We start from the raw sequence: 26234 nt of genomic DNA on the forward strand, positions 1-26234 counted from the left end.
TCCGCTCAGATCGCCGAATCCAGACCCAGCACCTCGGACAGCCTCGCCCGCATGACCTCGCGGTCCGGGCTGACGCCGTGCCACAGCTCGATCGCGACCGCGCCCTGGGCCACGAGCATGCCGAGTCCGTCGAGCGTCTGCGCCTCCCGCTGCGCTGCCGCGCGCAGGTATGCCGTCCTCGGCGGGTTGGGGATCACGTCGGCCACGAGCAGCTCGGGCCGGAGGGTCTCGAGGTCCACGTCGACCTGCGCGTCGCCGTCGCCGAGGCCGACCGAGGTGGCGTTGACGACGACATCGGCACTGTCGGGGACGGCATACGTGCTGGTCCAGGGGACGAAGTCCGCGTCGGCACCGGTGCGTTCTGAGACGAGCGCAGCGAGCGACTCGCCCCGAGCGGTGTTGCGGTTGACCACGGTGATCCTTGCTGCGCCGGCGAGGGCCGACTCGACGGCGATGGCGCGACCGGCCCCACCCGCGCCGAGGACGACGATGTGGGTCCCGGCCGGGTGGCGCAGCTCGCGCAGCGCCTCGACGAAGCCGCGACCGTCGGTGTTCTCGCCGATGAGGTCGCCGTCACGGGCGACGACGCAGTTGACCGCGCCGATGAGCTCGGCCGACTCGCCGAGCCCGTCGAGGTGGTCGATGACGGCGACCTTGTGCGGCATCGAGCAGTTGAAGCCGACCCACCCCATGGCCTTGGCGCCGAGGATCGCGTCGGAGAGGTCTGCCGACGAGACGTCGACGTTGACGTAGCGGGCGTCGAGGCCGGCCGCCGCGTAGGCCGCCTCCATCATCGCGACCGTCGGGTTGTCGTCGGCGGGCGTGGAGAAGGATCCGGTCAGCGTGCTGAGGAAGCCCATGGCCCACCTTCCCACCACAGCACGGGGTTGACCATGGGACGGGAGCGCGGGTCCCACGCTCTGCGTGGGCCGGCATACGACCTCGTGTGGCCCGGGCGGGGTCAGGGGACGATGACGGACTTGCCCTGCGCGTGGAACTCGCCCTGCCGCCGGAGCACATCGGGTGCGTCCTCGAGCGACCAGCGCTGCTCGATGAGCGGCTCCAGCCGGCCTGCCACGACCTGATCCATGAGCCAGGCCTGGTCGCTCGTGCTGCGGGAGGCGACCCGGAAGGCGGGGGCCTTCTGACGGGTGAAGGCGAAGACCAGCGGGACCGCCAGCATCCGGGGGAGTGGCTTGACCCATGTCGTCTTCGGCGAGGTCACCGACACGTAGGTCCCGTCCTCGACGAGGAGCCGGCGGCAGTCGCGCAGGCTGAGCGTGCCCGCGTTGTCGAAGAACACGTCGAACCGCTCGCCGAGGTCCCGGACGTCCTCGCGGGTGTAGTCGACGACGCGGTCGGCGCCCCGGGCCCGGGCAGCCTCGACGTTGCGGGTGCTGCAGACGGCGGTGACGTGGGAGGCGCCGAGGAGCCTGGCCAGGGGCACGGCGAAGCTGCCGACGCCTCCCGAGGCCCCGGCGACGAGGACCCGGTGTCCCTCGCGGAGGCCGCCCCAGTCGCGCAGTCCCTGGAGCGCGGTTTCGGCGGCCACGCCGAGGGTGGTGGCCTGCTCGTGGGGGACGCCGTCGGGCAGGGGGAGCCACCAGTCCTCGGGGGCGAGGGCGTACTCGGCGAACCCGCCACCGTCGATCTCGCCGAACACCCGGTCGCCGATGCGGTGACGCGTGACGCCGTCACCGACCGCGACGACCTCGCCCGAGGCGTCGGCGCCGGGGACCTGGCGGTTGGGGCGACGCAGGCCAAGAGACGGGCGGGCGAACATCGGCAGCCCGGTGACGTAGTGCCAGTCGAGGGCGTTGACCGAGGCCGCACGGACCCGGACGAGGACCTCGCCTGCCGCGGGCTGCGGGGTGGGGACGGTGCGGACGGACACGACCTCCTCCGGAGCGCCGTACCGCTCGTGGAACGCGCTGCGCATCGTCGCGGGAGGCGCCAGGTGCGTGGGCGGTGCGGTGGGGGACTGCGTCGGCTCGGTCATGGCGACCTCCTGTTGGGGTGACGGCGGATTCGCGCGTCCACTTACGGTGTAAGGTAGGGCTTACGGCGTAAGTTCGTCAATGGCCCATGTGGAGACGATGCGCACGACAGGAGGACCCGTGACCCACACCGCGCGACGCCCGACCCGCCGGCCGCTGAGCCGCGAGCGGGTGCTCGAGGCCGCCGTCAGGCTCGCGGACACCTCGGGGCTGGACGCGGTCTCGATGCGCCGGCTCGGGACCGACCTCGGCGTCGAGGCCATGTCGCTCTACCACCACGTCTCGGGCAAGGAGGCCCTGCTCGACGCCATGGTCGAGCACGTCGGCGCCGAGCTCAACGCCGAGATCGCGGCCCACGAGGCGGCCGGTGCGCCCGACCCCGCGAAGGACTGGCGGGCGGCGCTGCGGGCCAGGGCGCTCGCGGCGCGGGTCGTCATGCTCCGGCACCCGTGGATGCCGTCGGTCCTCGAGAGCCGGACGGAGATGAGCCTCGAGGTCGTGCGCTACTTCGACGGCGTCGTCGCGATCCTCATGGCCGGCGGGTTCGGGCACGACCTCACCCACCACGCGCTGCACGCCCTGGGCAGCCGGGTCATCGGCTTCACCCAGGAGCTCTTCGACCCGGGCGACGGCGAGGACACGTCCGAGGAGGTGCTCGCCCAGATGGCCCAGGTCGTGCCGAACCTCATGGCGATGCTCGCCGACGTCGCCCACACCGACGGGCCGGAGCAGACGCTCGGGTGGTGCGACGACCAGACCGAGTTCGAGTTCGGGCTCGACGTCACGCTCGACGGCCTGGAGCGTCGGCGCGAGCTCAGGGGCTGACAGCTCCTTGACGTCAGCGCCAATGGTCGTTCTGGCGACCGTTGGCGCTGACGCAATGGGAGCGCGCAGGCGCGTGGCGAGCGGACGGTGGGCGGACGGCATACGCGGGCTGTGAAGGGACTTGACCCTCACGCGACGTGAGCCACGACGGTGGTCCCATGACCACGACACGAGAGACTGTGACGGTGGACGAGCTGCTCACGGTGGGACAGGTGGCCCAGACCTTCGGCGTCACGGTGCGCACGCTGCACCACTACGACGAGGTCGGGCTGCTCAGCCCGTCGGAGCGCTCGCCCGCCGGCTACCGCCTCTACACCGCCGACGACCTCGACCGGCTGGCGACGATCGTCACCTACCGGCGGCTCGACCTGCCCCTCGACGAGGTGGCGGCCCTGCTGCGCGGCGAGGGCTCGACGCTCGAGCACCTCCGGCGTCAGCGCGAGGCGGTCACGGACAAGGTCGACGAGCTCAGGGGGCTCGTCGACGCGATCGACGCAGCGATGGAGCGAGAGATGAACGAGCAGCCGGCCACCCACGAGGACCTCAAGGAGATCTTCGGCGACGGGTTCAAGGACGAGTACCAGGCCGAGGCGCAGGAGCGCTGGGGCGAGACCGACGCGTGGAAGCAGTCCTCGCGCCGGACGCAGGGCTACACGAAGTCCGACTGGGAGCGGATCAGGGCCGAGGGCGACGCGGTGAACTCGCAGTTCGTCGCCGCCTTCGAGGCCGGCCTGCCGGCGACCTCGACCGAGGCGATGGACGCCGCGGAGGCCGCGCGGATGCAGATCCACACGTGGTTCTACGACCTCGACCACGACTTCCACCGGGGCCTCGGTGACATGTACGTCGCGGACCCGCGGTTCATGAAGACGTACGAAGCCATCGCGCCCGGGCTCGCGCAGTACGTCCGAGACGCGATCCACGCCAACGCCGACCGCCACGCCTGAGCCCGAGCTCGGCCTTCCCACCGACCGCCGCGTGTGCCTGAGACCACGCCGGAGCGTGCTCTCAGGCACACGGGGCGAGGGTGTCCTCGCGCTCGCCTAGGCTCAGCGCGTGAGCGCACAGGGACTCTTCATCGCCTTCGAGGGTGGCGACGGCGCGGGCAAGTCGACGCAGGTGCGTCTGCTCGCTGCAGCGCTGGAGTCGCTGGGGCGTGAGGTCGTCGTGACGCGCCAGCCCGGCGGGACCGAGCTCGGGGCCGAGATCCGCGACCTCGTCCTGCACGGCAACCACGTCTCGCCGCGCGCCGAGGCCCTGCTGTTCGCGGCCGACAAGGCGCACCACGTCGACCAGCTCATCCGACCGGCGATGGACCGGGGCGCCGTCGTCGTCACCGACCGCTACACCGACTCGTCGGTCGCCTACCAGGGCGCCGGGCGAGACCTCGGCGCGGTCGAGGTCCACGACCTCCAGATGTGGGCGGTCGACTCGCTCGTGCCCGACCTCACCGTCATCGTCGACATCTCGGCGGAGGAGGGACGCACCCGTCGCGGCGAGGTCCACGACCGGCTCGAGGCCGAGGCCGACACCTTCCACGACGCGATCCGCCACCACTTCCTCGCCATGGCCCAGGGTGCGCCCGAGCGCTACCTCGTCGTCGACGGCACGCTCCCGCCCGACGAGATCCATGCGGCCGTCATGGGCCGCCTCGAGTCGTCCGGGCTGCTCGCCAGCGGTCTCGACGGCGGCCGCGACGGCGGTCGCGACGGCGGTGCACCGTGAGCGTCTGGCGCGACGTCATCGGCCAGGAGCCCGCGGTCGAGACCCTGTCGCGGGCGGTCACCGAGCCGGCGGCGATGACCCACGCGTGGCTGTTCACCGGCCCGCCCGGCTCGGGTCGCTCCGTGGCGGCTCGGGCATTCGCCGCAGCGCTCCAGTGCCCCTCGAACGGGTGCGGGCAGTGCCGCGAGTGCCGCACCGCGTCCGACGGCACCCACGCCGACGTCGACGTCATCGCCACCGAGGGCCTCTCGATCAAGGTCGAGCAGGCCCGCGACCTCGTGGCGCTGGCCGCCCACCGCCCCTCCGTCGGGATGTGGCGGGTCATCATCGTCGAGGATGCCGACCGCCTCACCGAGCGGGCGGCCGACGCGCTGCTCAAGGCCCTCGAGGAGCCGACCCCGCGCACCGTCTGGATGCTCTGCGCGCCCTCGGTCGAGGACGTCATCATCACGATCCGCTCGCGCTCGCGGCACGTGCGCCTGCGCACCCCGTCGGTCGAGGCGGTGGCCGACCTCCTCGTCCGCCGGGACGGCGTGGACCCGCCCATGGCGATGTATGCCGCCCGCGCGGCGCAGTCCCACGTCGGTCTCGCGCGTCGGCTGGCGCGCGACGAGCACGCCCGCATCCGCCGCCACGACGTGATCTCGCTCGCCTCCAAGATCCGCACCGTCGGAGACGCCATCGACGCGGCGTCCGACCTGTCGACGATCGCGACCGAGGAGTCGCAGGCGTCCTCGGCCGAGCGCGACGCCGCCGAGAAGGCCCGGCTCATGGAGGTGCTGGGCGCCGACCCGTCGGCGCGCACCCAGCCGCCGCACATCCGCTCGCAGCTCTCCTCGCTCGAGAAGGACCAGAAGGCCCGGGCCACACGCTTCTCGCGCGACATGGTCGACCGGGCGCTCGTCGACCTGCTCTCGGTCTACCGCGACGCGCTCGTCCTCCAGACCGGCGCCCCGACCGCCCTCATCAACGAGGACGCCCGCCAGACCGTGCAGCAGGTCGCACAGGTCCTCTCGTCCGAGCGGGTTCTCATCGCGATGGACGCGATCGGCACCGCGCGGGAGCGGATCTCCGCCAACGTCCAGCCGCTGCTCGCCCTCGAGGCGATGGCGCTCGACCTCCGCCTGCCACGCTGAGCAGCCCTCTCGCGGGGACCCGCTGGCTGGCCGCGATCACCGGCCGGGCAGCGGGTCCCACGCTCTGCGTGGGCCGGCATACCCAAGGTTCGACCCGTAGGGTCGACGCCATGCGTCGCCTGCCTCTCACCGCCGCCCTCGTCTCGGTCGCCCTGGTCGCGTCGGGCTGCGCGACCGTCGGTGACCTCTTCGACCGTGGCGCGCCGGCCCCCTCGTGGTCGCCGCAGGAGCCGCCGGAGGGCATGGCCGGCCTCGACTCCTTCTACGAGCAGCAGCTCGAGTGGGAGGACTGTGGGGGTGGTCAGTGCGCGCGGCTCAGCGTGCCGCAGAGCTACGCCGAGCCCGACGGCGACACCATCGAGGTCGCCGTCCTCAAGGTCCCGGCCCGACGCGGGTCGCAGCGGATCGGCTCGCTCGTCGTCAACCCGGGCGGGCCGGGCGGGTCCGGCGTGGACTACGCGCAGGCCGCCGACTTCATCGTGGGATCGGCCGTGCGCCAGCGGTTCGACATCGTCGGGTTCGACCCGCGTGGCGTCGGGCGGTCCGCGCCCATCGACTGCGTGAGCGACTCCGAGCTCGACGCGTTCCTCGGTTTCGACCCCACGCCGGACGACGCCGGCGAGGAGGAGAAGTTCGCCGCGAACGCCGAGGGCTTCGCTCAGAAGTGCGGCGCCAACGCCGGTCCCCTGCTCGGGCACGTGTCGACCGTCGACGCCGCCAAGGACATGGACGTGCTGCGTGCGGCCCTCGGCGAGGAGAAGCTGCACTACCTCGGCAAGTCCTACGGCACCTACCTCGGTGCGACCTATGCCGACCTGTTCCCGCAGCTCGTCGGCCGCTTCGTCCTCGACGGGGTCGTGGCGCCTGACCTCACCGCGCAGGAGGTCAACCTCGGCCAGGCCAAGGGCTTCGAGACCGCGACCCGCGCCTGGGCGCAGTTCTGCCTCGACAAGGGCGAGTGCCCGCTCGGTGGGTCGGTGGACGAGGTCATGCAGGGGATCCGCGACTTCCTCGCCCGGGTCGACGACCAACCCCTGCCGGAGACCGGCGACCCCGCCGTCACCCAGCTCACCGAGGGCTGGGCCTCGACCGGGATCGCCGCCGCGATGTACGACGAGGGCATGTGGGACGGCCTCGTCGAGGCCATGCGAGACGCGCTCGACGGCAACGGCGCCGAGCTCATGGGGCTCGCCAACACCTATGCCGACCGCCAGCCCGGGGGCGGTTACAGCGGCAACATCATGGAGGTCATCTACGCCGTCAACTGCCTCGACAAGCCCGAGACGGACTCGGTCGAGGAGCACGCGGCGGCGGCAGAGGCGGCGAGGTCGAAGGCTCCGACGTGGGGCCCGTTCCTCATGTGGTCCTCGCTCATGTGCGGGTCGTGGCCGGTGGAGACCGAGCGCTCGTCCGAGCCGCCGAAGAAGGTCTCGGCCGAGGGTGCGCCGCCCATCGTCGTCGTCGGCACGACTCGCGACCCGGCGACGCCCTACGAGTGGTCGGTGCGCCTCCACGACCAGCTCGCGAAGTCGTCACTCATCACCTACGACGGCGACGGGCACACGGCATACACGCGGTCCAACGACTGCGTCGACAAGCCGATCGACGCGTTCTTCGTCAAGGGGACGGTGCCGCAGGACGGCCTGCGCTGCTGACCCGGCTCAGCTGGGCGGGGCCCTCCGGACATGCAGTGGGTATGCCGTCCGCCCCCGTCCGTGCTCGCGCGGGCTTGGTGGGTCGGTCCCGGTGGTGGGTTCTGCATGTCCGTCGGGCCGGTCCGGGGGCCGCGGCGAGGGTCTGCGGTGGCCGGTTTCGCGATGGGCGGGGGTTGTTCGTATACTCGTTCGGCGTGCTCGACCCTCGGGCCAGCACCACGCCGCTTTAGCTCAGTCGGCCAGAGCGATTCACTCGTAATGAATAGGTCGTCGGTTCGATTCCGACAAGCGGCTCACGAGAAAACGGCTCCCCACCTGCGTAAACAGGTGGGGAGCCGTTCGTGTTTCTGGCGTCAGTACACTCCAGAGTCCACTCTAAGCGCCTCTGGGGGCTGCTATTCGTGGCGTTCCTGGCGACGATGGCGACACTCCCGTGGACGATGCACGAGCGGGCCAACGCGAAGCCGGTCAAGCCGACCTGGCAGCAGCTCGTCGTAACCGTCGACGACGAGCGCGCGGTCGAGCTGGCGCGCCAGTGGGACGCTCCCTTCGCAGTGGAGTATGCGGCCGACGCCGACATCACCGTGAGCGCAGTGAGCCATGCCGACCTCGTTGCGGGTGAGGCGACCCGCTCGATGGATGGTGACCGGATCGGCGGGTGCATGCTCACGGTGGAGAACCCGTCCGACGTCGTCATGCTGCACGAGCTCGGCCACTGCTTCGGCCTGCACCACGACAACGGGCACAGCGACTCGCTCATGTACTGGATGCAGGGCGGCGACTCCGGCGCGGCCGGCGTCACCGAGCACGATCGGGCCGAGCTGCGCGACCTCTACGCGCGCTGACCCTTGGTCGGGTCTCGGCTCAGAGGTACGGGCTCCACATGTCGAGGGCCTTCTCGAGCGAGTGGTACGCCCACATGCGCTGACCGAGCGCCTCGCTGCACTCAGGGGAGTCGGCCGGTTCGCTGTCGGCGCCGCACACCGCCTCGAGGTCGACGTCGGCCACCTGTTGTAGCGCCGCGGTTGTCGTCTCGACGAGTCCGGTCATCGACGTCGGGACCGTGAGCTCACCGAGGTCGCGCATGGCGAGCTGGGCGGTGATGCCCGCGGTCTGCCCCGGCATGTAGCAGGAGATGCGTCGGGCGGACTCGGCGGGATCGTCCTGCTTGAGCACCCAACGCATGCGGCACTCGCCGGCCTCGTCGATGACTGATCGCCAGTCGTCCTGGTGTCCGGCGATGACGACCGCGACCTCTTCGGGCGTGGCCGCGCTCGGAGTGGGGGGCTGCGTGGCTGTCGCCGCGGCGGATGAGGCCGCTGGCGAGGTCGTGTCCGGGTCCGAGCCGCACGCAGTCAGCGACGCGACCATCGCCATGGCACACATTCCCCACCTGATCCCCATCGCCAGATAGTGCCATCAACGAGTTGGTCTGCGCCTGCTTTCGGGCCGGATGCCCGTCCATCGCCCTGTGTTCGTCGAGACAGCCAGTCCGCTGACCTGCAAGGATGGACAGATGAGGGTCGCCGAGGGTCCCGACGCATGCGCCGAGCACGAGTGGGTCAGCGACGCGCAGATCACGACCTCCGACGAGTCGCACGTCGTGAGGGTGTGCCGGCACTGCTCGGCCGTGGCGCTGATCGGACCCGAGCTGCCCATCGGCGACACCTGAACGGGCTGGAGCCGCAAGGCGCGGGCCCCCGCCTGCAGGGGGAGGGACGCGACGCCAGGCGGGGGCCGCTCGGCACAGGCTAACTCCGCACCCCACGCCCGTCAGCGGTTTGGTGGGGACAACTCGACGCCTGCCCCCGGCACGTAGACGTAGTGCGACCCCCGCCGGCAGGGCGGCTGCTTGGCGGGGGCCGCCGACTCAGACTAGCCCTGGCCGAGACGGCACGCGCCCACTTCACGGGGCCAGGATCGGCGAGCGCAGCGCCCGGACCAAGACCAAAAACTCACGATGCTGCTGCCTCGAGAACTGAAAGGTCTCCGTGGGGTTGCCCACCGGGTGTGACTCCGAGATCGTTAACACCAGCGTGCCGCGCCGCACGAGCCCGGGCGGCGTGAGCTCGATCCCCGCGATGGCGGCCGCTGGGAGCACCCGAACCGACTCACCCGCAGCCGGCCGTCCACGGACGGAGTGGGAAAGCTTGACGATCGAGACGCTGCCCCGCTCGAGCGACACAACACAGTTGCGCCCTTGGGCTTCGATCACGGCGCTCCTACACGTGTCCCCGGGGCGGCGTTGCCCAGGGTCGAACGGAGCCGCTTGGTCTCGAACAGACACCAGGACGACACCCCAACCCTGACGGTAGACCTCGGTAGCGCCGAGCGCGACCGCTCCGTCGGTGGGTGTGGGTTCGCCGGCTACGTCACGCCTCCAGGTGCACCTCGCAGGCTTCCGCCGGCGCAGGCTCCACCGCTTCACACGCCGCCCGTTGACGTCCTGCCACACACCGGTGTCGTGTCATGTCCGCCAGCCCTGCTCGTCGAGGGCCTTGGCCCACTCGACCTCGTCGCCGTCGGTCTCAGGGGCGAAGTCGGCGAGGGTGTACTCGAGCACAGGGGACGATCGGAGCGTCGCCGACGCCAGGCTGCTCTGCGTCAGCGCCTAATGGGGCGGCGACTCTCGCCGTCTGAGCACCGAGCACGATCCGAGCGACATGCACATGTCGGTAAGCGATGGCAGCAGCCGGCGACGAGTGGGCCGCGGTGATGTTCTTCTACGCGGCATACCAGCGCATGCGCGCCGCCCTCCTCGAGGACCCCACGTTCGACTCAGCGGCTGGCTGCGCCGCTCGACACGTTGACCTCCGGCCTGAGGATCGTCACGCCACCCGCCACCACGGACGCCGATCGCGTAACCAGTTCTTCGAGTTCGGTGTGAATGAGATCGTCCAGATCCTGTACCCCGGTTCCATCGGGGCCTACGACCAGCTACATCAGATGAGCATTCAGGTTCGATACGAGCGCGGGCTTGTGCCCGACCTCCGCGCAGTGGTCGAGGCGTGGGAGCGCTTCCGGAAGCTGGATGAGGAGGGGGCGCTCACCGGTCGGCCGTGACGGCCGAACCGAACGCCCCCACCTCCGAAGTGGTGGGGGCGTCCGCTCACGGCAGTCGGCACGAAGGGCGGGTCAACCCGAGACTGAGGTCTGCGCGTCCGCCGAGCTCTTCTGGGCCGGAAGGACCTCGGCCCGCGTCCATATCGTCGGTGCGTAGGTGGCAATGACCTTCCCCGTGCCTACCCTTATCGCGCCCTTGCTGACGTGAAGGTGGCCATCCACCACGTCGATCGCTTCTCCTTCGCCGTGCTGGATCCACTCACCCCGAATCCGAACCTTGACGGCCATCTAAATCCCCTGTCTGTCTGGGTTGGCGTCGCAGCGTGTGACGCTCGACTCGACCGTACCTACCACCGGCGACCGTGTTCAGGGCCCTGTCCACAGGCGCCCGTGAACGAGGAAACGCCCCGCCCTCCCGAAGGAGAGCGGGGCACTCGTGTGCAGGGCCAGGGTAGGTCGGGCGCCGTGGCCGCAGGGTTGTCGTTGCAGGCCGCCTCTTGACCTGCCTCGACCGCGTCACCACTGCCAGCCTCGGTTCATGCCTAACACCTCCCCCGTGTCTTCCGGAACTATTCTACGCGGGCGGCGGCCCCCGAGGGTGTGGCGTTCGCATGCCGTCGTTCAGTGGGCCTTGCGGAGCGCCCTGCGGCCCAAGCGGTGGACGCAGTAGCCACCGATGCCGACGATGAGGAGGACGCACTCGACGAGGCCTCGGCGGCCGACGTCGACGTCGTGGCCGTGGCAGGCCTTCCGGCAGCTCGACCAGTCCGAGAACGACCCCATCGACATGGCCACCGGTGATCGGGTGGGCCACATGATCTTCGTCCAGGAGTTCCTCTTGGCCGGGGACCCCACCGAGGTCGAGACGACCTTCGACGCGCTGCGTGACGGCGTGCGCGCCTGCGAGGGGCAGATCCCAGCCGGCGAGGAGGGACCCGGCAAGGCCGAACCCACGACCATCCCGGATGTGGGCGAGGACCGCTTTGGGCAAGTGACCACCGTGGAGGAGGCCGGCGGCGGGGCGTACTGGCTGCTGCACACCTCGTGGGTGCGCCAGGGCCCGGTCCTGATGAACCTGCAGGTGGTCGACATCGTGATGGGCGAGGGAGTGCAGCCTGCGTTCACGACCGAGGACCAGAATGCGTTCCTCACCACCGCCGTGGACAACCTCCCGTAGCCGTCCCAGGCATCCCGACACGGAGTGTCGTGGGGCGAGATGATCGACCCGGCGCCAACAGGACGGCATGCGAGCGGGGCCCTTCGTCCCTGAAGAGCCACCGGGTCTGCGGCACCGCGTGAACCCGGAGACTGGACCGGACCCTGGGGGTCATCCTGCACGGCAGTGTGGGGACGACAGCCGCTGACCCGCTAGTCTTGGTCGGAGAAGAACTCGACCTTGCGCCGTGCCCCGGAGACGATGATGAGGTCGCCGTCGTTGACCACGGAGGCCGGCGTGGCGTACGAGAAGTCCTTGCCCACGGTCTTGATGCCGACGATGGTCACGCCGTACTTCTGCCGTATGCCGGCCTCGGCAAGGGTGCGTCCGAGGATGCTGCGCGGCGGAGCGGTCTTGACGATGGCGTACCCGTCGTCGAACTCGATGTAGTCCTGCATCCGACCGCGGACGAGGTGCGCGACGCGCTTGCCCATGGCGTGCTCCGGGCGGACGACGTGCGCGACACCGACCTGGGTGAGGATCTCGCTCTGGGAGGTGGTGATCGCCTTGGCCCAGATGTCGTTGACCCCCAGCTTGCGCAGCACGAACGCGGTCAGGACGCTGGCCTCGAGGTTGTTGCCGATGCCGATGACGGCCTTGGAGAAGTCACCGACGCCGAGCTGCTCCATCGCCTGCAGGTCGGTGGCGTCGGCTTGGACGACGTGGGTCCAGCGACCGGCAAGGTCCTGGACGCGCTTGGCGTCGAGGTCGATGGCGAGCACCTGCACGTCGTCGCGTTCGAGCTCGTCGGCCAGCGACTTCCCAAACCGTCCGAGACCGATGACGACGACGCCGCCTGACTGCGCGATCTTCTTAGCCAATGAGGGGGGCTCCTTCCGGGTAGCGGTAGCGGCGGTTCCGCTCACGCAGGGCGAGTGCCGAGACCAGCGTGATCGGTCCGAGGCGCCCGAGGAACATCAGCGCGACCAGGACCAGCTGTCCCGGGTCGTTGATCTTGGGAGTGATGCCGGTGGAGAGGCCGACCGTGGCGAACGCGGAGGTGGTCTCGAACAGGACGTCGCGGAATGGCAGGTCGGTGAGCTCGGTCAGGACCATCGTGCCACCGACCACGGCAGCGACACCGAGCAGCGCCACGGTGATGGCCTGCCGGACGACCCGGTGTTCGATCCGTCGGTCGAACGCGATGACGTCCTCGTCGCCGCGGACCTCGGCCACGATGACAAAGAACAGCACGATGAAGGTCGTGACCTTCAGGCCGCCGGCCGTGCCGGCCGAGCCGCCACCGATGAACATCAGCAGGATGGTTCCGAGCAGGGTCTCGTCCGTGGCGGCGCCGTAGTCCCAGGCGTTGAAGCCGGCGGTGCGTGGCTGCACCGCGTGGAACCAGCCACCGAGCAGCTTGCCCAGAGGGCCGAAGGGCCCGAGCGTCCCGGGGTTGCCCCACTCGGCCAAGGTGATGAAGGCGGTGCCGCCGAGGAGCAGGATCCCCGTCATGAGGAGGGTGAGCCGGGTGTGGAGGCTCCACATGCGCGGCTCCCGGCTGCGGAGCAGCTCCATGAGCACCGGGAATCCCAGGCCTCCGATGATGATGGCCACGGAGATCGGCATCAGCACGAAGCCGTCGCCCAGGAAGCCCATGAGGTTGTCGCTGAACAGTGCGAAGCCGGCGTTGTTGAACGCGGAGACGGCGTGGAAGACCCCGTGCCACGCCGCGGTGCCCCAGGACTCGTCGTACTCCGCACGAAAGCGCAGCGTGAGCGCCACCGCGATCGTGGTCTCGACCACCAGGGTGATGAGGAAGACGCCTCGCAGGACTCGGCGCACGTCGCCCAGGCCGACACTCTTGGTCTCGGCGGCGGCGGTCAGTCGTGTCCGCAGTCCCATGCGCCGCGACAGGAAGAGCGCGATGAGGGAGGCGAGCGTCATGATGCCGAAGCCGCCGACCTGGATGAGCGCGAGGATGACCACCTGCCCCGGCACGGTCCAGTAGGTGGCGGTGTCGACCACGGTCAGGCCAGTGACACAGACCGCGCTGGTGGCCGTGAAGAGGGAAGTGACGAAGGGCGCGCCGCTCTCACCGGTGCGCGCCAGCGGCAGCATGAGCAGGAGGGTGCCGACCGCACCCGCGCCCGCGAACGCGGACACCACCACCTGGGCGGGATGTCGGAAGACAGGCTTGCGGGCCGAGCCGGTGGCCATTCGACGCAGGAACACCGGCCAAGGATGTCAGGTGGTGGACGTGCCGAGGGCTGCCGCCCAGACCCATCTCGTTGGGGTCATGACGCCATCAGTGCGATCGCCAGCCCAACGGTGAGGGCATCCGTCGCCCGCCCCCGCCCCCGCCCCGCAGGAAGGGACGCGCCCCCGCTTCCGCTTCGGCCCCGGCATACCGGCTCATCGACCCGGGTACCCGATCATCGAGCTGACGGTTCTCGACGAGCCCAACCGCGTCGGCCGGGAAGCTTCGAGGCCACTCATGACCTGGCGTGAACGTCGGACGGCCCCACCCGTTGTGTCGGGTGGGGCCGTCCGGTCATGCGGGGTGGGACAGGAGATCAGAGCTGGTTGAAGTCGCTCCGCGACGGAACCGTGCCCTGGTCGTACACGCGGGTCGGCTCGTCCTGATGGCCGGCGGCGTCGAACTTCTGCTTGGCCTGCTCGGCCTGCGCACGAATGCTGGGCGTGTTCTCGGCCTCGGCCCTGACCTTCGGCAGCTCCTCCTCGGCCTTGACGAGGTAGGACTCCCAGCGGGTCTGCATGGGCTTGATGAGCCCGCCGCCGACACCGACGATGAGAATGCCGCTGATGGTGGCCAGCACGGCAACCAGGACCGGCAGGGTGACCGTGGTGGCGATGCCGACCTGGTTCAGCGCCGCGATGATGCCAAGGCCGAGGATGAAGAACGCGGCGATGTTGGCGAGGGTCTTGCCGTAGGACAGCCCACCGAGGGTGTTGGCGAGCAGCTCACGCACAGCGGTGGCGATGGCCGCGGCCACCACGACGATGATGATCGCGACGATGGCCTTGGGCAGGAACGCGATGACGTTCGTCAGCAGGTCGCTGATCGGGTTCGGGCCGAAGACCCCGAACGCCATCTGCAGCACGAACAGCAGCAGCGTGTAGTAGACGAGCTTGCCGACGATGTCGGAGGCGTCGTACTTGCTCTGGGCCAGCGCCTTCTTGATCCCGCCTCGCTCGACGGCGCGGTCGAAACCGACCCGCTCGAGGACCTTGTCGATGGCCTTGCCGAGCGCCTTGGCGATGAGGATGCCGATGATCAGGATCAGGAGGAAGGCAACCAGCTTGGGCAGGAAGACACCGATGGTGCGCAGCGCGTCACCTGCGGCGTCTCTGAGTTCGTCGGTCATACGAGCGACTCCTTTACAACGTAAATGTTCTGGGGACCTGCGCGACGTTACCCCGCCTGACCAGCGAAAAGGCCACCAGCGCGAGGGCAATGTCCAACTCCTTCCGGTGCCCGCTCAGGCGGCGTCGTAGGCTGGTCGTCCGGCGTCAGGGAGGCAGACATGGATGTGCAGAAGACCCCCGACCCGGTGACAGGGACCCCTGAACGCCGGTGGGGTCGGCTGAACCGAGCGCTCATCGTCGACCAGGCAGTGGCGATCATCGACGCCTCCGGCCCCGGAGCCCTGACCATGCGACGCCTCGGGCAAGAGCTCGGAGCCGAGGCCATGGCCCTCTACCGCTACGTCAACGGCCGAGAGGACCTGCTCGAGGCCGTCGTGGACCGGCTGGTGGGCGAGCTGCGCGTCGATCCCGGTGCTCAGATGCACCCGATGGACGGCTGGCAGGCCTTCCTCCAGTGGATGGCTCACGAAGTCCGCCGACTGGCCCTCGAGCACCCGAACGCCTTCCCGCTGATCGCCACGCGACACCCCGCTGCACCTTGGCTGCGGCCACCACTGCGCAGCCTGCGCGTCGTCCAGGAGTTCCTCGACGGGCTGACCTCGCGCGGCTTCAGCGACGACCAGGCCGTGGCCGCCTATCGCTCCTTCACCAGCTTCCTGCTCGGCCACCTGCTGCTCGAGTCCGCCACCCTCGGAGCCGCCACCGGGCCTGTCGAGCAGCCCCTGAACGAGGGCGAGGCCGACGTGCCCAACGCCGACGTCGAGGTGGACCTGGCCGACTACCCCACCGTGGCCCGGCTGCGCGAGAGGCTGTCCGAGGACCACACCGAAGCAGAGTTCGAGAAGGCCCTCGAGGCCCTACTCGAACGCATGGACCTCGCACTGAGCCAATGACGGCGACGGTCGGCGCCATGCCACCGTTCACGCCAGTTGTGCGGTAAGGATGGACCGTGAGGATCGCCGAGGGTGACGACAGGTGTGACGAGCACGAGTGGGTCACGGACGAGCAGGTGACGACTTCTGAGGAGTCGCACGTGGTGAGGGTGTGCCGGCACTGCTCGGCAGTGGCGCTCATCGGGCCCGAGCTACCCATGGGCGACACCTGACCGGGTGGCCGTCGCAGGGGCGCGACCCCGGCGGCTCGGGAGTCGTGCTCAACCGGGCCGGCGACCTGGCTCGACGCAGACGGCCCCGCACCTGGGGTCTCAGGTGCGGGGCAGGGTCGCATGGGCATCGGCTCCGTCAGGCGTGCCGGGAGGCCGGCCGCACCAAAGAGCTTCGGGTGGTCACCACTGCCATCCCTTGCTCATGTCGACACCTCCCGAAGCCTCGGTCGCGTTGTCAAACGTCTGTTCAGAGTAGGACTGGCGCACCACGGGAAGTCGATTGGCGAATGACCATCTCGAAGGGGGGCACTGCGCCCCGTGCACCCCGTGCGAACAGGGCCGGATGGATGTGGTCCGCGGCTCACCGGGCGTGCCACATCTCCTGGGCGACGGTGATCTGCTCCCGGATCGCGTCCATGAGCACGTCGGTGACCTCGCGCGCCGCGGCCTCGTCGCTGCGCCCCGCCCACGCCGACAGGTCGACCGCGGGCCCGACCGACAGGCACGCCGTGTGCCGGTGCCAGATGTGCTCGCTGCCCTGCTTGGGCCCCCACATGCCGACCGGGATGACCGGCGCCTCGGGGTGGCGCAGCGCGAGCCGCGCGGCACCCGTGCGCGCCGGGCCGGGCATCTGGTCGGGCTCGGTCGTGAGCCTCCCCTCGGGGTAGAGGGCGACGAGGTGTCCCCTCGACAGGTGCCCGGAGGCGAGGTCCAGCGCCGCCGCGGCCGACGCCGACCCGCGTGCCACCGGGATCTGGCCCGTCGCCCGCGCCAGCGCCCCGACTCCCGGCCAGCCGAACACCTCCTGCATCGCGAGGAAGTGCGGGAAGCGCCGGTGCCCGATCGCCACCCGCGCCAGGGCGAGCGGTTCGGTCGTCGTCAGGTGGTTCGCGACGACGATGACCGGACCGGTGCGCGGCACCGAACCCGTCGTGCGGAACCGCACCCGGTGCGCCGCCTTGGCCGCGACCCAGACCAGGGCGAAGCCGGCCGCGTTCCTGAGGTGCTGGCGGAGGCTGGGCATCAGAGCCGGCCGAGGAAGCGCTCGACGTCGACGACGACGCGCGTCACCTCGCCCGTGGCGACGACCTTGCCGTCCGTATGCCGTCCGCTCACCCTGAACCGGTGCAGCCGCCCGTCGCTGTAGGACGGGTCCGCCGTGACGATGACCTCGGCGCCGACCGGGGACGCGCCGGAGTGCTGGAGGTCCACCCGCGTCCCGACGCTCGTCCGCCCCTCACCGAGGACGGGCTCGAGCGCCGCGCACGTCGCCGCCTCGCACCACGCGAGCAGCCGCGGCGTCGCGAGGACGGGCAGGCTGCCCGAGCCCAGGGCTGCGGCGGTGTCGTCGTCACCGACGACGAAGCTCTGCTCGACGGGGACGGGGGCGCGGCCCGGGGTGCTCATGCGCCCCAGTCAAGCAACGACGTCAAGAACGCGCGTGAGTACGCGACGTCAGGCGGGCGGCTCGAGCTCGTCGAGGGTGAGCAGCACGAGGGCGGCCGTCCAGAGCAGGGGTGCGGGCCCAGCGGGGCTGCCCGACCGGTTGACCTTCTCGGGGAGGGAGCCCCATGGTGTGCGGTGCTCGTCGAGCCAGGTCAGCCAGCGCTCGGCGGTCTTCTCGCGGCCCGAGGCCGCCGCGGTGTAGGCGACGAGCGCGGTCTCGGGCGTCCACGAGGTGCCGTCCTGCTTCCACTCCGCACCCGGGGCGAGCCCGCCGGAGGACCGCATCGCCTCGCGCTGGTAGGCCAGCCACCGCTTCGTCGTCCGCCCGTCCTCCGGCCCGAACGGCGGCATCATCATCGCCACGGCGGCATCAAGCCCGCCGCGCTCACCGAACCGCTCGAGCGCCGGGCCCATCGACTCGTGCACGCGCTCCTCGAGCCGCTTGGCCGCCTGCCCCGCGACCCACCGCTCGGCGGCGGGGCCGTGGTCGGCGGTCGCCCGCAGCCCCGCCAGCATCGGCGCGACGGTCCCGAGGGACGTCTGCCCGACCGGGATCTCCCAGTAGTCCGGCGACGGCGGCGGCAGCAGCCACCCGCTCGACGTCAGCCGCAATACGTTCATGACGCACTTCGTGCGCAGCGCGTCCGCGGACCTCGGCAGTGCCTCGTCGGTCATGGACCCGATCGCCCAGAGCACCCAGCCGCACCCGTCCGACTGCGGTCCGCGCGGGTCGACGACGACGCGCTGGCCGTTGAGGAGATAGCGCGCGTCCAACCCCTGCTGGGTGTCGAACGGCAGGCGCGAGATGAAGTCGATGACCGCCGCGGCCTCCTGCGTGTGACCGGTCCGGTCGAGGGCCAGCGCGATGAAGGCGCCGTCCCTGGGCCAGAAGTAGTCCCACCGGTCGGCGGCGCCGGCGGCGGGAGCATGACCGGAGTCGAGGCCGCCCATCGCCTGGTGCAGGTCGATGAGCGCCCACCGGCTCATCGACTCCCATGGCGTGCCCTCGCCCGGCACGGTGCCGAGGTCGACCCACTCCCGGGCTGCCCGGACGATGGAGGCGCCCCGAGGGTCGCCGTCGCCGATGCGGTACTGCGGTGGGGTGGCGAGCTGCGGCTCGGCCCACAGTCCGTCGGACGAGGCGCGGGTCCCGCAGGCGGCGAGCAGGGCGCAGCTCAGCAGCGCCGTCACGGCACGCACTCCACGTCGCACGTCGTCCACACCTCCCGGGCTCTTCGGTCCCGGCGAACCTACGCCGCGCCCGGGTGAGTTGTCCTGCGAACCGTGGGCGCGGGTCCCACGCTCTGCGTGGGCCGGAATACCGAAAACGCCGTGGTATGCCGTCCGCCCACCGCTACGCGGCCACGAGCGCCGTCAGGCGCGGCGCCTCGGTCTCAGTGGACGTAGGGAACGCGCTCCCAGCTGAGGACGGGCTCGTCCTTGTCGCGTCCCACGGTCACCTCGAGCCAGTTCGTGTTGTTGCCCGAACCGTCGACGGTCACGCGCTGCAGCTCGCTGGAACCCTGCACGCCGTACAGCGACAGCCACGTCGAGCCCGCCGCGAGGGGCTGGTCCTCGTTGTAGGCGTGACTGTCACCGTTGAAGAGGTAGGTCTCGCCGGCAAAGGCGTTCGACTCGTCGATGAGCAGCTGCACGAGAGGCTTGAACGCCGAGACGTCCGCGAAGGTCGGCGACCACGTCGGGTCGAACATGTCGGCCTGGAGGAAGATCGCGACGGCACGATCCTGACGACGTCGCGCGTCGTCGAAGGCCTCGCGGACCGTCGACAGGGCACTCTCCATGCGGGCGGACTGCTCGGCGAGCTGCGCGGCGTTGGGCGCCGTCGCCCCGGTCCACGCAGCGGTGCCGTCGTTGCTGCCGACGACGTGGACCGCGGCCATCGACACTCGGTCCTCCCGCCACCGGACGTTCTCCGGGTAGCCGGCCGCCGTGTCGGCCTCGACCTTGCGGGTCGTCTCGCCGAGGGTCCGGCCGGGGGCGGGGAAGAAGGTGGCGCGCAGGAACCGGAGTCGCTCGAGCGGGTCGTAGCTGCCGTTGCTGGGGCGGTGGCAGTCGGTCCACTCGTTGTCGCCGGGCGTGAAGACCAGCGGGTTCTCGACGGTGTCGAGGACCGTGCGAATGCCGGTGATGTAGTCGTCGGAGCAGACGCTCGAGCCGTTCTTGATGTCTCCGACGTGCACGGTGAACTCCGGGTCGGCGGCGTTGATCTCACCGATCCAGGCGGGGAATCGGGCGACCTGGTCGCTGCCGTAGGGGACGTCGCCGATGACGGCGAAGCGGTCCCTGTGGGCCGGCGCAGGGTCGGCGGCGGCGCCCACCGGGGCGAGCACGGCGGCAGTGAGCGCGAGGGAGGTGGCGGGCAGGACGGCATACGGGATCTTCTTCACGAAGCTCTCCTCGGGGTGGGGGCGGACCTCCACAGCCAACCGGTGCCCGGTGAACGCACCGGGCCGTGAAGATGAAACCTTGCACCCGGCGCCTACGAGGGCTCGGCTAGCCTCGCCCCGTGCCAGAGGTGAACGCGTTCGGTCAGCAGGTCGGCGACGTGGTGGCGATGTGGGCGCCGCGGGCTGCCCCGGCGCCGACCACGCTGGAGGGTCGCTACGTCCGGGTCGTCCCGCTGGACTCGGTGCACTACTCCGACCTCTTCGACGCAGTGTGCGGTCCCGACGACGGCTCGCTCTGGACCTACCGGCCAATCCCGAGGCCCACGAGCCTGGCCGGGCTGTGGATGCACCTCGCCGCGGCCGTCGACGACCCGGACACGGTCGCGTTCACCCTCGTCCCGCTCGAGGGGGAGCGGGCCGGACGCCCGAGCGGCGTCGCCTCCTTCATGCGTATCGACCCGCGCACCGGGCAGGTCGAGGTCGCGGGGGTGCTCCACGCACGCTCCCTGCAACGGACGCGCGCCGCGACCGAGGCGATCCACCTGCTCATGCGGCACGCCTTCGACGACCTCGGCTACCGGCGCTTCGAGTGGAAGTGCGACAGCCTCAACGAGCCCTCGCGCCGAGCGGCGGCCCGCCTCGGGTTCACCCACGAGGGGCGGTTCCGCAACCACATGGTCGTCCAGGGCCGCAACCGCGACACCGACTGGTACTCGGTGACCGACGACGAGTGGCCGGCGGTGCGGGCCCGGCACGAGGCCTGGCTCGACCCGGGCAACTTCGACGCCGACGGCCGCCAGCGAACTCGACTTATTGCGACTTTGCGCAGCTGAGCGGGCGGCGCCCCACCCCGGAAGGGGCGCAAAGTCGCAATAAGTCGAACGGGGGTCGGCGGGTCAGGCGTCGCTGAGCGGCTTGTCCTTGGTCGCCAGCTCTTCCTTGGCCTTGGCGGCCGCGTGGGCGTGCTCCTCGGCGGTGCGGGCGGCGGACGCAGCCCTGGCGTCGGACTCCTGGGCGGCCGGCATGCGCCAGCGTGCCGTGGTCATCCCGGCCTCGCGCGCCCGCTCGATGGCCTCGGTGACGCAGCGCTCGGCGTCCTCGCGTCCGGCCCAGTGCGCGCCCTCGACCGACTTGCCCGGCTCGAGGTCCTTGTAGGTCTCGAAGAAGTGCTGGATCTCGAGGCGGTCGAACTCGCTGATGTGCTCGAGCTCGGTGATGTGCGCCTTGCGCGGGTCGCCCGCGGGGATGCAGAGGATCTTGTCGTCGCCGCCGGCCTCGTCGCGCATGTGGAACATGCCGATGGGACGCGCCCGCACGAGGCAGCCGGGCCAGGTGGGCTCGTCGAGCAGGACGAGGGCGTCCAGCGGGTCGCTGTCCTCACCGAGCGTGTCCTCGACGTAGCCGTAGTCCGAGGGGTACGCCATCGACGTGAACAGCATCCGATCGAGCCGGATGCGACCGGTCTCGTGGTCCACCTCGTACTTGTTGCGGTGTCCCTTGGGGATCTCGATGGTGACGTCGAACTCCACGATGGTGGCCTTCTTTCGGATGGGTATGGATGACCTACGCTCGGGGACCAGTGTCCCGTATGAGTGGGGGGACACCAACGAAAGGGGTCCGATGCGGCGGGCAGCAGTGGCGGGGGTCACCCTCCTCCTCGTCGGCACCGCGGGCTATGCGGCCGCCGACGTGGTCGACCTCGCCCCCGGCATCCTCACCTACGAGGGCGCTCCCGTGGACCCGCCCACCCCCACCGGCTCGCCGTCGTCCTCACCCACCTGGGCCGCTCTGCCGAGCGCCGCCGCCACCACCGCGACCCCCTCTCCTTCGACGTCGGCCTCCGGCGCCGCACCGACGAAGGCCGGTCTCACCAAGGCCCTGTCGCCCATCGCCGAGGACCCGTGGCTGGGTCCCAGCGTCGGCATCAGCGTCCGAGACGGCCAGACGGGCGAGGAGCTGTATGCCGTCTCGCCCAACGTCGCTCGCGCCCCCGCGTCCACCCTCAAGGTCCTCAGCGCCTTCGCCGTGACGTCCCACGTCGACCTCGACGCGCACATGACGACCAGGGTCGTCACCGGGGACTCGCCGAACGAGGTCGTCCTCGTCGCCGGCGGCGACACCCTCCTCGGCCTCGGTGCGTCGGACCCGCACGCGGTCGAGGGCCACGCCGGCATCGCCACCCTCGCCGACGAGGTCGCGCAGTCGCTCGATGACCGCGCCGCCGGGCCGGTGACGCTGCGTGTCGACGCGACCTACGCGGCGGGTCCGCGCTATCCCACGACGTGGAAGAAGGAGGACATCGCCGCGGGCTTCACCCAATCCGTCTCGATGCTCGACCTCGTCTCCCAGCGCGCCGGCGGTGGCAAGGCCGCCCCACCCGTGCCCGAGTCCGGCGTCGCCGCCGCGCTCGCGAAGGCGCTCGCCGCGCGTGGTCACGCGACGACGGTGGCACCCCTGCGCGGCCACGGGTCCCCGGCCCCGGCCGGCGCGACCGAGCTCGGCGCGGTGGAGTCGGCGACCTACGCCGAGCACCTCGCCTTCGCCCTGCAGCACAGCGACAACGCGCTCACCGAGAACCTCGTCCGCCAGGCCATGGTCGCCGCGGGCGCGTCCCCGGCCGCCCCGCTCGGCCCGCCGCAGTTCGTCGTCACGACGCTCGCCGAGGCGGGAGTGCCCACCCAGGGCCTGCGCCTGCTCGACACGAGCGGGCTCTCTCCGGGGCAGACGGCGACCGCCACGGCGATCGCCGACGTGCTCGCGCTCGCGACCACCGGCAAGGACCCCGCGTTCCTGCGGGTCGTCTCGACCCTTCCCGTGGCGGGGCTCAACGGCAGCCTCTCCGACCGCTACAGGGGCAAGCAGACCAAGGCCGTGGCCGGCATACCGAGGGCCAAGACCGGCACCCTCAAGGGCATCTCGAGCCTCGCCGGGACCACCGTCGACGCCGACGGGCACGTGCTCGTCTTCGTCGTCCTCACCGATCGTGTGCCAGCCTCGTCGGGAACGCTGGGCGCACGCGCGGCGTTGGATCGCTTCGTCACCGCACTGACCCAGTGCGGTTGCCACTAGGAGGGCACGTGAGCAACAGCTACGTCGACTGGGAGTTCGCCAAGACCACGGGACGCACCCTGGTCGCCGCCGGTCCGAGCGTCTCCGCGGACGAGGCGGCCGCCGAGGTCGGTGCGATCCGCGAGGCCGCGAGCAAGGCCCACGGCCCGGTCGCGGAGACCTCCCGGCTGCACACGCCGGACGACGCGCCCGAGGCGCTCGTCATCGACCGCCCGACGTGGATCGCGATGAACGCCGACTCGATGGGCGCGATGCTCAACCCGGCGTTCGAGCAGATCATGTCCAAGCGCGGACCCGAGGCCGCCCCGAGCGGCCTGGCCGCGTCGATCGGCGGCAAGGTCACCGGTGCCGAGGCCGGGGCGCTGCTCGCCTTCATGTCGAGCAAGGTGCTCGGCCAGTACGACCTCGCGCCCGGCGGCACCCCCGCGCTGCTGCTCGTCGCCCCCAACCTCGTCCAGGTCCAGCGGGAGCTCGACGTCGACGCCGACGACTTCCGGGCATGGGTGTGCATGCACGAGGAGACGCACCGGGTGCAGTTCACGGCCGTGCCGTGGCTGCGCGACCACATGGTGGCCGAGGCCCGCGCGCTCGCGACCGAGATGGCGCCCGACCAGGACCGCCTCCAGGAGATCACGCGGACCCTGCGCGAGAAGCTGCCCGAGGTCTTCTCCAGCGGGTCCGGCGGGATCACCGAGCTCGTCATGACACCCGAGCAGCGCGAGAAGCTCGCGGAGCTCACCGCGGTGATGTCGCTGCTCGAGGGACACGCGGACGTCGTCATGGACGACGTCGGCCCCGCCCACATCCCCACGGTCGCCGAGATCAGGTCGAAGTTCACCGAGCGCCGCAAGGGCGCCAGCGCGGTCGACAAGCTGCTGCGCCGCCTGCTCGGCCTCGAGGCCAAGATGCGCCAGTACAAGGACGGCGCGAAGTTCGTCCGTGGCGTGCAGGACCGCGTCGGCGTCGAGGGCTTCAACGCGATCTGGACCTCACCCGAGACGCTCCCGCAGCCCCGCGAGATCACCGACCCCGCCGCCTGGGTCACGCGCGTCCACGGCTGAGCCGGCACCTCCCGTGAGCGGTCCGCACCCGTCGACGGCGAAGATCCGGTATGCCGTCCGCTCGGCGCTCGCAGACCTCCCGCCCGGCTCGGTCGTGCTCGTCGCGTGCAGCGGGGGAGGCGACTCGATGGCGCTGGCCGAGGCCGTCGCCCACGAGCAGCGCCACGCGTCGTGGTCGGGCGGTGCCGTCGTCGTCGACCACGGACTCCAGCTCGGGTCCGACGAGACCGCGTCACGCGCGGCGGAGTGGGTGCGGGACCTCGGCCTCGACCCGGTGCTCGTCGAGCGAGTCGTGGTGTCGGAGAGCGGTTCCGGGCTCGAGGCAGCCGCTCGCGACGCCCGCCACGCCGCTCTCGAGACCGTCGCCACCCGTGCCGGTGCAGCGGCGGTCCTGCTCGGGCACACCCTCGACGACCAGGCCGAGCAGGTGCTCCTCGGTCTCGTCCGCGGCTCGGGTGCCCGCTCCCTGGCCGGTATGCCGGTCCACGCAGAGCGTGGGACCCGCGCCCGATACCGGCTGTGCCGTCCCCTCCTCGGGGTGACCCGGGCCGAGTGCCGCGAGTCGTGCATCGCCGAGGGCGTCCCGTGGTGGGACGACCCGATGAACGAGGACACCGACTTCACCCGGGTTCGGGCCCGGCGGGCCGTCGCCGACCTCGAGGCCGACCTCGGGCCGGGAGTGGCTGCGGCCCTCGCGCGGTCGGCCGACCAGCTGCGCGAGGACGCCGACCACCTCGACGCGCTCGCCGACGCCGCCGCCACCACGCTGGGGACCGGGCCGTGGGACGTGGCGCAGCTGGCCGGGCTGCCCCGGGCCGTCCGGACGAGGGTCTGGCGCCGGCTCCTCGTCGCGGCCGGTGCGCCGGCCGGGCAGGTGAGCGCACGGCATACGGATGCCTGTGACGCCCTGGTCGCGGACTGGCACGGGCAGGGGCCGGTCCACGCACCCGGCGACCTGCGCGTCCTGCGCCGGAAGGGGCGCGTCGCGGTGATGTCGGGCTCGGACGGGGGCGGATCGGCATGGTGAGCTACCGGATCACCGAGCACGACCTCACGACCGCGACGTTCGGCATCTCGGTCCTCAGCGAGACGACGCTGTCGCTGCGTGCGGTGTGGCGCCCCGAGAAGTACCCCTACATGTCGCCCTGGCGCCGGGCGATCGAGCCGCGGCTGGCGCGCCTGGACCTCGAGCTGCTGCTCGCGCTCGTGGCGCCGGACTACTCCACCCCCGAGTTCCTCAACCCCAGACCCGTCTCGGGGACCACGGACGTCGCCGACGAGCTGCGGACGGTGGCAGCCCTGCCGCTCCGCGTCGTCGACCGGGACCTCGACGACCTCTATCCCGACGGACGGCCCGAGGCGCTCGTCGGGCCGACCCCGCAGGTCCTGCGCCGCATCGTCGGGGTGATGGAGGAGTACTGGCGGACCTGCATCCGGCCCTGGTGGTCGCCGCTGCACGGCAACCTCGCCGGTGACATCACGGTGCGGGCGGTGACGAGCGCGCGGGTGGGGCTGAGGCCCATGCTCGAGGACCTCACCCCGGCCCTCACCCTGGGCGAGACGGAGCTGCGTGCCTGGAACCCCAGCGGGCCGGAGTTCGTCGCCGACGCGCGCGGCCGGGGTCTCGTCTTCGTGCCGACGCACTTCACGCCGCACGCGTCGTACCCGTTCAACGCCGAGGCCGAGCCCTACATCCTCTACCCGGCGCTGGGGCGAGGCCGCCTGGCGCTGCCCGAGCCCGCGCCCGAGCGAGCGGTCCAGCTGCTCGGCGCCACCCGGGCCACCCTGCTCATGAACCTGCGCGAGCCGATGTCGAGCACGACGGTGGCGGCCCGACGCCGGATCAGCGTCTCGGCAGCCAACCAGCAGCTCCGGTGGCTTCGGGACGTCGGGCTCGTGACGTGCGTGCGTGACGGGCGCTCGCTGCTCTACTTCCGCACCTCGGCGGCCGAGGCCGTGCTCGGGGACCTCGACCCGCCGACCTGAGCTCCCCTACTGCTCAGGTCGGCGCGCGGGCAGGGCGGGACAAGCCTCCACCGTTGCGGGGCCTCCACCCAACGATGAAGTGAAGGACTTCACCGTCGAGGAGCGCTCGGCTGACGGTGCGAGCCGCGGGTCTCCCGGTCGAGACCCGGCCCGCCCCCGGTGGTGCCCTGAGGCGTCCCGTCCGGTTGACTAGGCGCAACGACGGACCGTCG

Annotated in this window: 30 protein-coding genes and 1 tRNA gene; 17 read left to right on the forward strand and 14 right to left on the reverse strand. The window is 71.2% G+C overall.

The features are described from left to right. Positions 1–5 precede the first annotated feature (5 nt). On the reverse strand, positions 6–860 hold the full coding sequence (gene aroE, locus LL946_RS11030; RefSeq protein ID WP_404380586.1) for a shikimate dehydrogenase: 855 nt from the start codon (positions 858–860) through the stop codon (positions 6–8). Positions 861–961: 101 nt separating this feature from the next. Beyond that, complete coding sequence (locus tag LL946_RS11035; protein ID WP_404380588.1) at positions 962–1999, reverse strand: NAD(P)-dependent alcohol dehydrogenase; 1038 nt, start codon at positions 1997–1999, stop codon at positions 962–964. Between the two features lie 118 nt (positions 2000–2117). Between LL946_RS11035 and LL946_RS11040 the strand changes: the two genes are divergently transcribed. From LL946_RS11040 to LL946_RS11070, 7 genes are all read left to right on the forward strand, one after another. Continuing rightward, entirely contained in the window at positions 2118–2822 is a 705-nt protein-coding gene (locus LL946_RS11040) for a TetR/AcrR family transcriptional regulator (RefSeq protein ID WP_404380590.1), read from the forward strand. A 158-nt stretch (positions 2823–2980) separates the two neighbouring features. Further along, positions 2981–3769, forward strand: a complete 789-nt coding sequence (locus LL946_RS11045) for a MerR family transcriptional regulator (RefSeq protein ID WP_404380592.1) — start codon at positions 2981–2983, stop codon at positions 3767–3769. 109 nt (positions 3770–3878) lie between these two features. Then, a complete protein-coding gene (tmk, locus tag LL946_RS11050; protein ID WP_404380594.1) occupies positions 3879–4547 on the forward strand; it encodes a dTMP kinase in 669 nt (222 codons plus the stop codon). Beyond that, positions 4544–5683, forward strand: a complete 1140-nt coding sequence (locus LL946_RS11055) for a DNA polymerase III subunit delta' (protein ID WP_404380596.1) — start codon at positions 4544–4546, stop codon at positions 5681–5683. Before tmk ends, LL946_RS11055 begins: the two co-directional genes overlap by 4 nt. 110 nt (positions 5684–5793) lie before the next feature. Next, entirely contained in the window at positions 5794–7338 is a 1545-nt protein-coding gene (locus LL946_RS11060; protein WP_404380598.1) for an alpha/beta fold hydrolase, read from the forward strand. A gap of 220 nt (positions 7339–7558) precedes the next feature. Further along, positions 7559–7632 (forward strand) — tRNA-Thr (locus LL946_RS11065). Between the two features lie 107 nt (positions 7633–7739). Next, positions 7740–8183 carry a matrixin family metalloprotease gene (locus LL946_RS11070; protein WP_404380600.1) on the forward strand — a complete coding sequence of 148 codons (444 nt, stop codon included), beginning with the start codon at positions 7740–7742 and terminating at the stop codon, positions 8181–8183. Between the two features lie 19 nt (positions 8184–8202). Here LL946_RS11070 and LL946_RS11075 read toward each other — a convergent pair whose 3' ends face one another. Continuing rightward, entirely contained in the window at positions 8203–8715 is a 513-nt protein-coding gene (locus LL946_RS11075; RefSeq protein WP_404380602.1) for a hypothetical protein, read from the reverse strand. A gap of 139 nt (positions 8716–8854) precedes the next feature. Here LL946_RS11075 and LL946_RS11080 point away from each other — a divergent pair, with 139 nt between their 5' ends. Continuing rightward, positions 8855–9010 (forward strand): hypothetical protein, encoded by a 156-nt coding sequence (locus LL946_RS11080; RefSeq protein WP_404380604.1) that lies wholly within the window; start codon positions 8855–8857, stop codon positions 9008–9010. Positions 9011–9244: 234 nt separating this feature from the next. Here LL946_RS11080 and LL946_RS11085 read toward each other — a convergent pair whose 3' ends face one another. Continuing rightward, positions 9245–9553, reverse strand: a complete 309-nt coding sequence (locus LL946_RS11085; protein ID WP_404380606.1) for a hypothetical protein — start codon at positions 9551–9553, stop codon at positions 9245–9247. A 467-nt stretch (positions 9554–10020) separates the two neighbouring features. On the opposite strand from LL946_RS11085, the gene LL946_RS11090 reads away from it, so the two are divergent. Then, on the forward strand, positions 10021–10401 hold the full coding sequence (locus tag LL946_RS11090; protein ID WP_404380608.1) for a hypothetical protein: 381 nt from the start codon (positions 10021–10023) through the stop codon (positions 10399–10401). A 72-nt stretch (positions 10402–10473) separates the two neighbouring features. On the opposite strand, the gene LL946_RS11095 is transcribed toward LL946_RS11090, so the two are convergent. Together LL946_RS11095 and LL946_RS11100 are read right to left on the reverse strand one after the other, a co-directional pair. Beyond that, entirely contained in the window at positions 10474–10689 is a 216-nt protein-coding gene (locus LL946_RS11095; RefSeq protein ID WP_404380610.1) for a hypothetical protein, read from the reverse strand. A gap of 333 nt (positions 10690–11022) precedes the next feature. Then, positions 11023–11217 (reverse strand): hypothetical protein, encoded by a 195-nt coding sequence (locus LL946_RS11100; protein ID WP_404380612.1) that lies wholly within the window; start codon positions 11215–11217, stop codon positions 11023–11025. Between LL946_RS11100 and LL946_RS11105 the strand changes: the two genes are divergently transcribed. After that, positions 11216–11578 carry a hypothetical protein gene (locus LL946_RS11105; protein ID WP_404380614.1) on the forward strand — a complete coding sequence of 121 codons (363 nt, stop codon included), beginning with the start codon at positions 11216–11218 and terminating at the stop codon, positions 11576–11578. The genes LL946_RS11100 and LL946_RS11105 overlap by 2 nt on opposite strands. A 191-nt stretch (positions 11579–11769) precedes the next feature. Here LL946_RS11105 and LL946_RS11110 read toward each other — a convergent pair whose 3' ends face one another. From LL946_RS11110 to LL946_RS11120, 3 genes are all read right to left on the reverse strand, one after another. Beyond that, positions 11770–12438, reverse strand: coding sequence for a potassium channel family protein (locus LL946_RS11110; protein ID WP_404380616.1), 669 nt, complete (start codon positions 12436–12438; stop codon positions 11770–11772). Beyond that, positions 12431–13792, reverse strand: a complete 1362-nt coding sequence (locus tag LL946_RS11115) for a TrkH family potassium uptake protein (RefSeq protein WP_404380618.1) — start codon at positions 13790–13792, stop codon at positions 12431–12433. The genes LL946_RS11110 and LL946_RS11115 overlap by 8 nt, the downstream gene beginning before the upstream one ends. A gap of 341 nt (positions 13793–14133) precedes the next feature. Beyond that, a complete protein-coding gene (locus LL946_RS11120; protein ID WP_404380620.1) occupies positions 14134–14946 on the reverse strand; it encodes a hypothetical protein in 813 nt (270 codons plus the stop codon). 159 nt (positions 14947–15105) lie between these two features. On the opposite strand from LL946_RS11120, the gene LL946_RS11125 reads away from it, so the two are divergent. Then, positions 15106–15840: a TetR/AcrR family transcriptional regulator gene (locus LL946_RS11125; RefSeq protein ID WP_404380622.1), complete on the forward strand. Its 735-nt coding sequence runs from the start codon at positions 15106–15108 to the stop codon at positions 15838–15840. Positions 15841–15896: 56 nt separating this feature from the next. Continuing rightward, entirely contained in the window at positions 15897–16052 is a 156-nt protein-coding gene (locus LL946_RS11130; RefSeq protein ID WP_404380624.1) for a hypothetical protein, read from the forward strand. 361 nt (positions 16053–16413) lie between these two features. Here the strand turns inward: LL946_RS11130 and LL946_RS11135 are convergent, their stop codons facing one another. The 4 genes from LL946_RS11135 to LL946_RS11150 all read right to left on the reverse strand — a co-directional run bounded on the left by LL946_RS11135 (position 16414) and on the right by LL946_RS11150 (position 19906). Further along, positions 16414–17076, reverse strand: coding sequence for a lysophospholipid acyltransferase family protein (locus tag LL946_RS11135; RefSeq protein ID WP_404380626.1), 663 nt, complete (start codon positions 17074–17076; stop codon positions 16414–16416). Next, positions 17076–17459 (reverse strand): thioesterase family protein, encoded by a 384-nt coding sequence (locus LL946_RS11140; RefSeq protein ID WP_404380628.1) that lies wholly within the window; start codon positions 17457–17459, stop codon positions 17076–17078. Before LL946_RS11140 ends, LL946_RS11135 begins: the two co-directional genes overlap by 1 nt. Before the next feature lie 48 nt (positions 17460–17507). After that, complete coding sequence (locus LL946_RS11145; RefSeq protein WP_404380630.1) at positions 17508–18710, reverse strand: glycoside hydrolase family 15; 1203 nt, start codon at positions 18708–18710, stop codon at positions 17508–17510. Positions 18711–18892: 182 nt separating this feature from the next. Further along, the gene (locus tag LL946_RS11150) at positions 18893–19906 is read right to left on the reverse strand and encodes a metallophosphoesterase (RefSeq protein WP_404380632.1); all 1014 of its coding nucleotides are present in this window, start codon (positions 19904–19906) and stop codon (positions 18893–18895) included. Positions 19907–20025: 119 nt separating this feature from the next. Here LL946_RS11150 and LL946_RS11155 point away from each other — a divergent pair, with 119 nt between their 5' ends. After that, positions 20026–20739 (forward strand): GNAT family N-acetyltransferase, encoded by a 714-nt coding sequence (locus LL946_RS11155; RefSeq protein ID WP_404380634.1) that lies wholly within the window; start codon positions 20026–20028, stop codon positions 20737–20739. Positions 20740–20802: 63 nt separating this feature from the next. On the opposite strand, the gene LL946_RS11160 is transcribed toward LL946_RS11155, so the two are convergent. Next, positions 20803–21435 carry an inorganic diphosphatase gene (locus LL946_RS11160; RefSeq protein WP_404380636.1) on the reverse strand — a complete coding sequence of 211 codons (633 nt, stop codon included), beginning with the start codon at positions 21433–21435 and terminating at the stop codon, positions 20803–20805. 91 nt (positions 21436–21526) lie between these two features. Between LL946_RS11160 and LL946_RS11165 the strand changes: the two genes are divergently transcribed. Genes LL946_RS11165 through LL946_RS11180 form a run of 4 tightly spaced genes read left to right on the forward strand, consistent with a single transcriptional unit; the run spans position 21527 to position 26022 of the window. Continuing rightward, positions 21527–22975, forward strand: a complete 1449-nt coding sequence (locus LL946_RS11165; protein WP_404380638.1) for a D-alanyl-D-alanine carboxypeptidase — start codon at positions 21527–21529, stop codon at positions 22973–22975. A gap of 8 nt (positions 22976–22983) precedes the next feature. Beyond that, positions 22984–24036, forward strand: a complete 1053-nt coding sequence (locus LL946_RS11170) for a zinc-dependent metalloprotease (protein ID WP_404380640.1) — start codon at positions 22984–22986, stop codon at positions 24034–24036. Between the two features lie 13 nt (positions 24037–24049). After that, entirely contained in the window at positions 24050–25063 is a 1014-nt protein-coding gene (gene tilS / locus LL946_RS11175; protein WP_404380642.1) for a tRNA lysidine(34) synthetase TilS, read from the forward strand. Further along, on the forward strand, positions 25057–26022 hold the full coding sequence (locus LL946_RS11180; RefSeq protein ID WP_404380644.1) for a hypothetical protein: 966 nt from the start codon (positions 25057–25059) through the stop codon (positions 26020–26022). Before tilS ends, LL946_RS11180 begins: the two co-directional genes overlap by 7 nt. Positions 26023–26234 lie beyond the last annotated feature (212 nt).

The organism is Knoellia locipacati (assembly GCF_044791685.1).
GTDB lineage: Bacteria > Actinomycetota > Actinomycetes > Actinomycetales > Dermatophilaceae > Knoellia > Knoellia locipacati_A.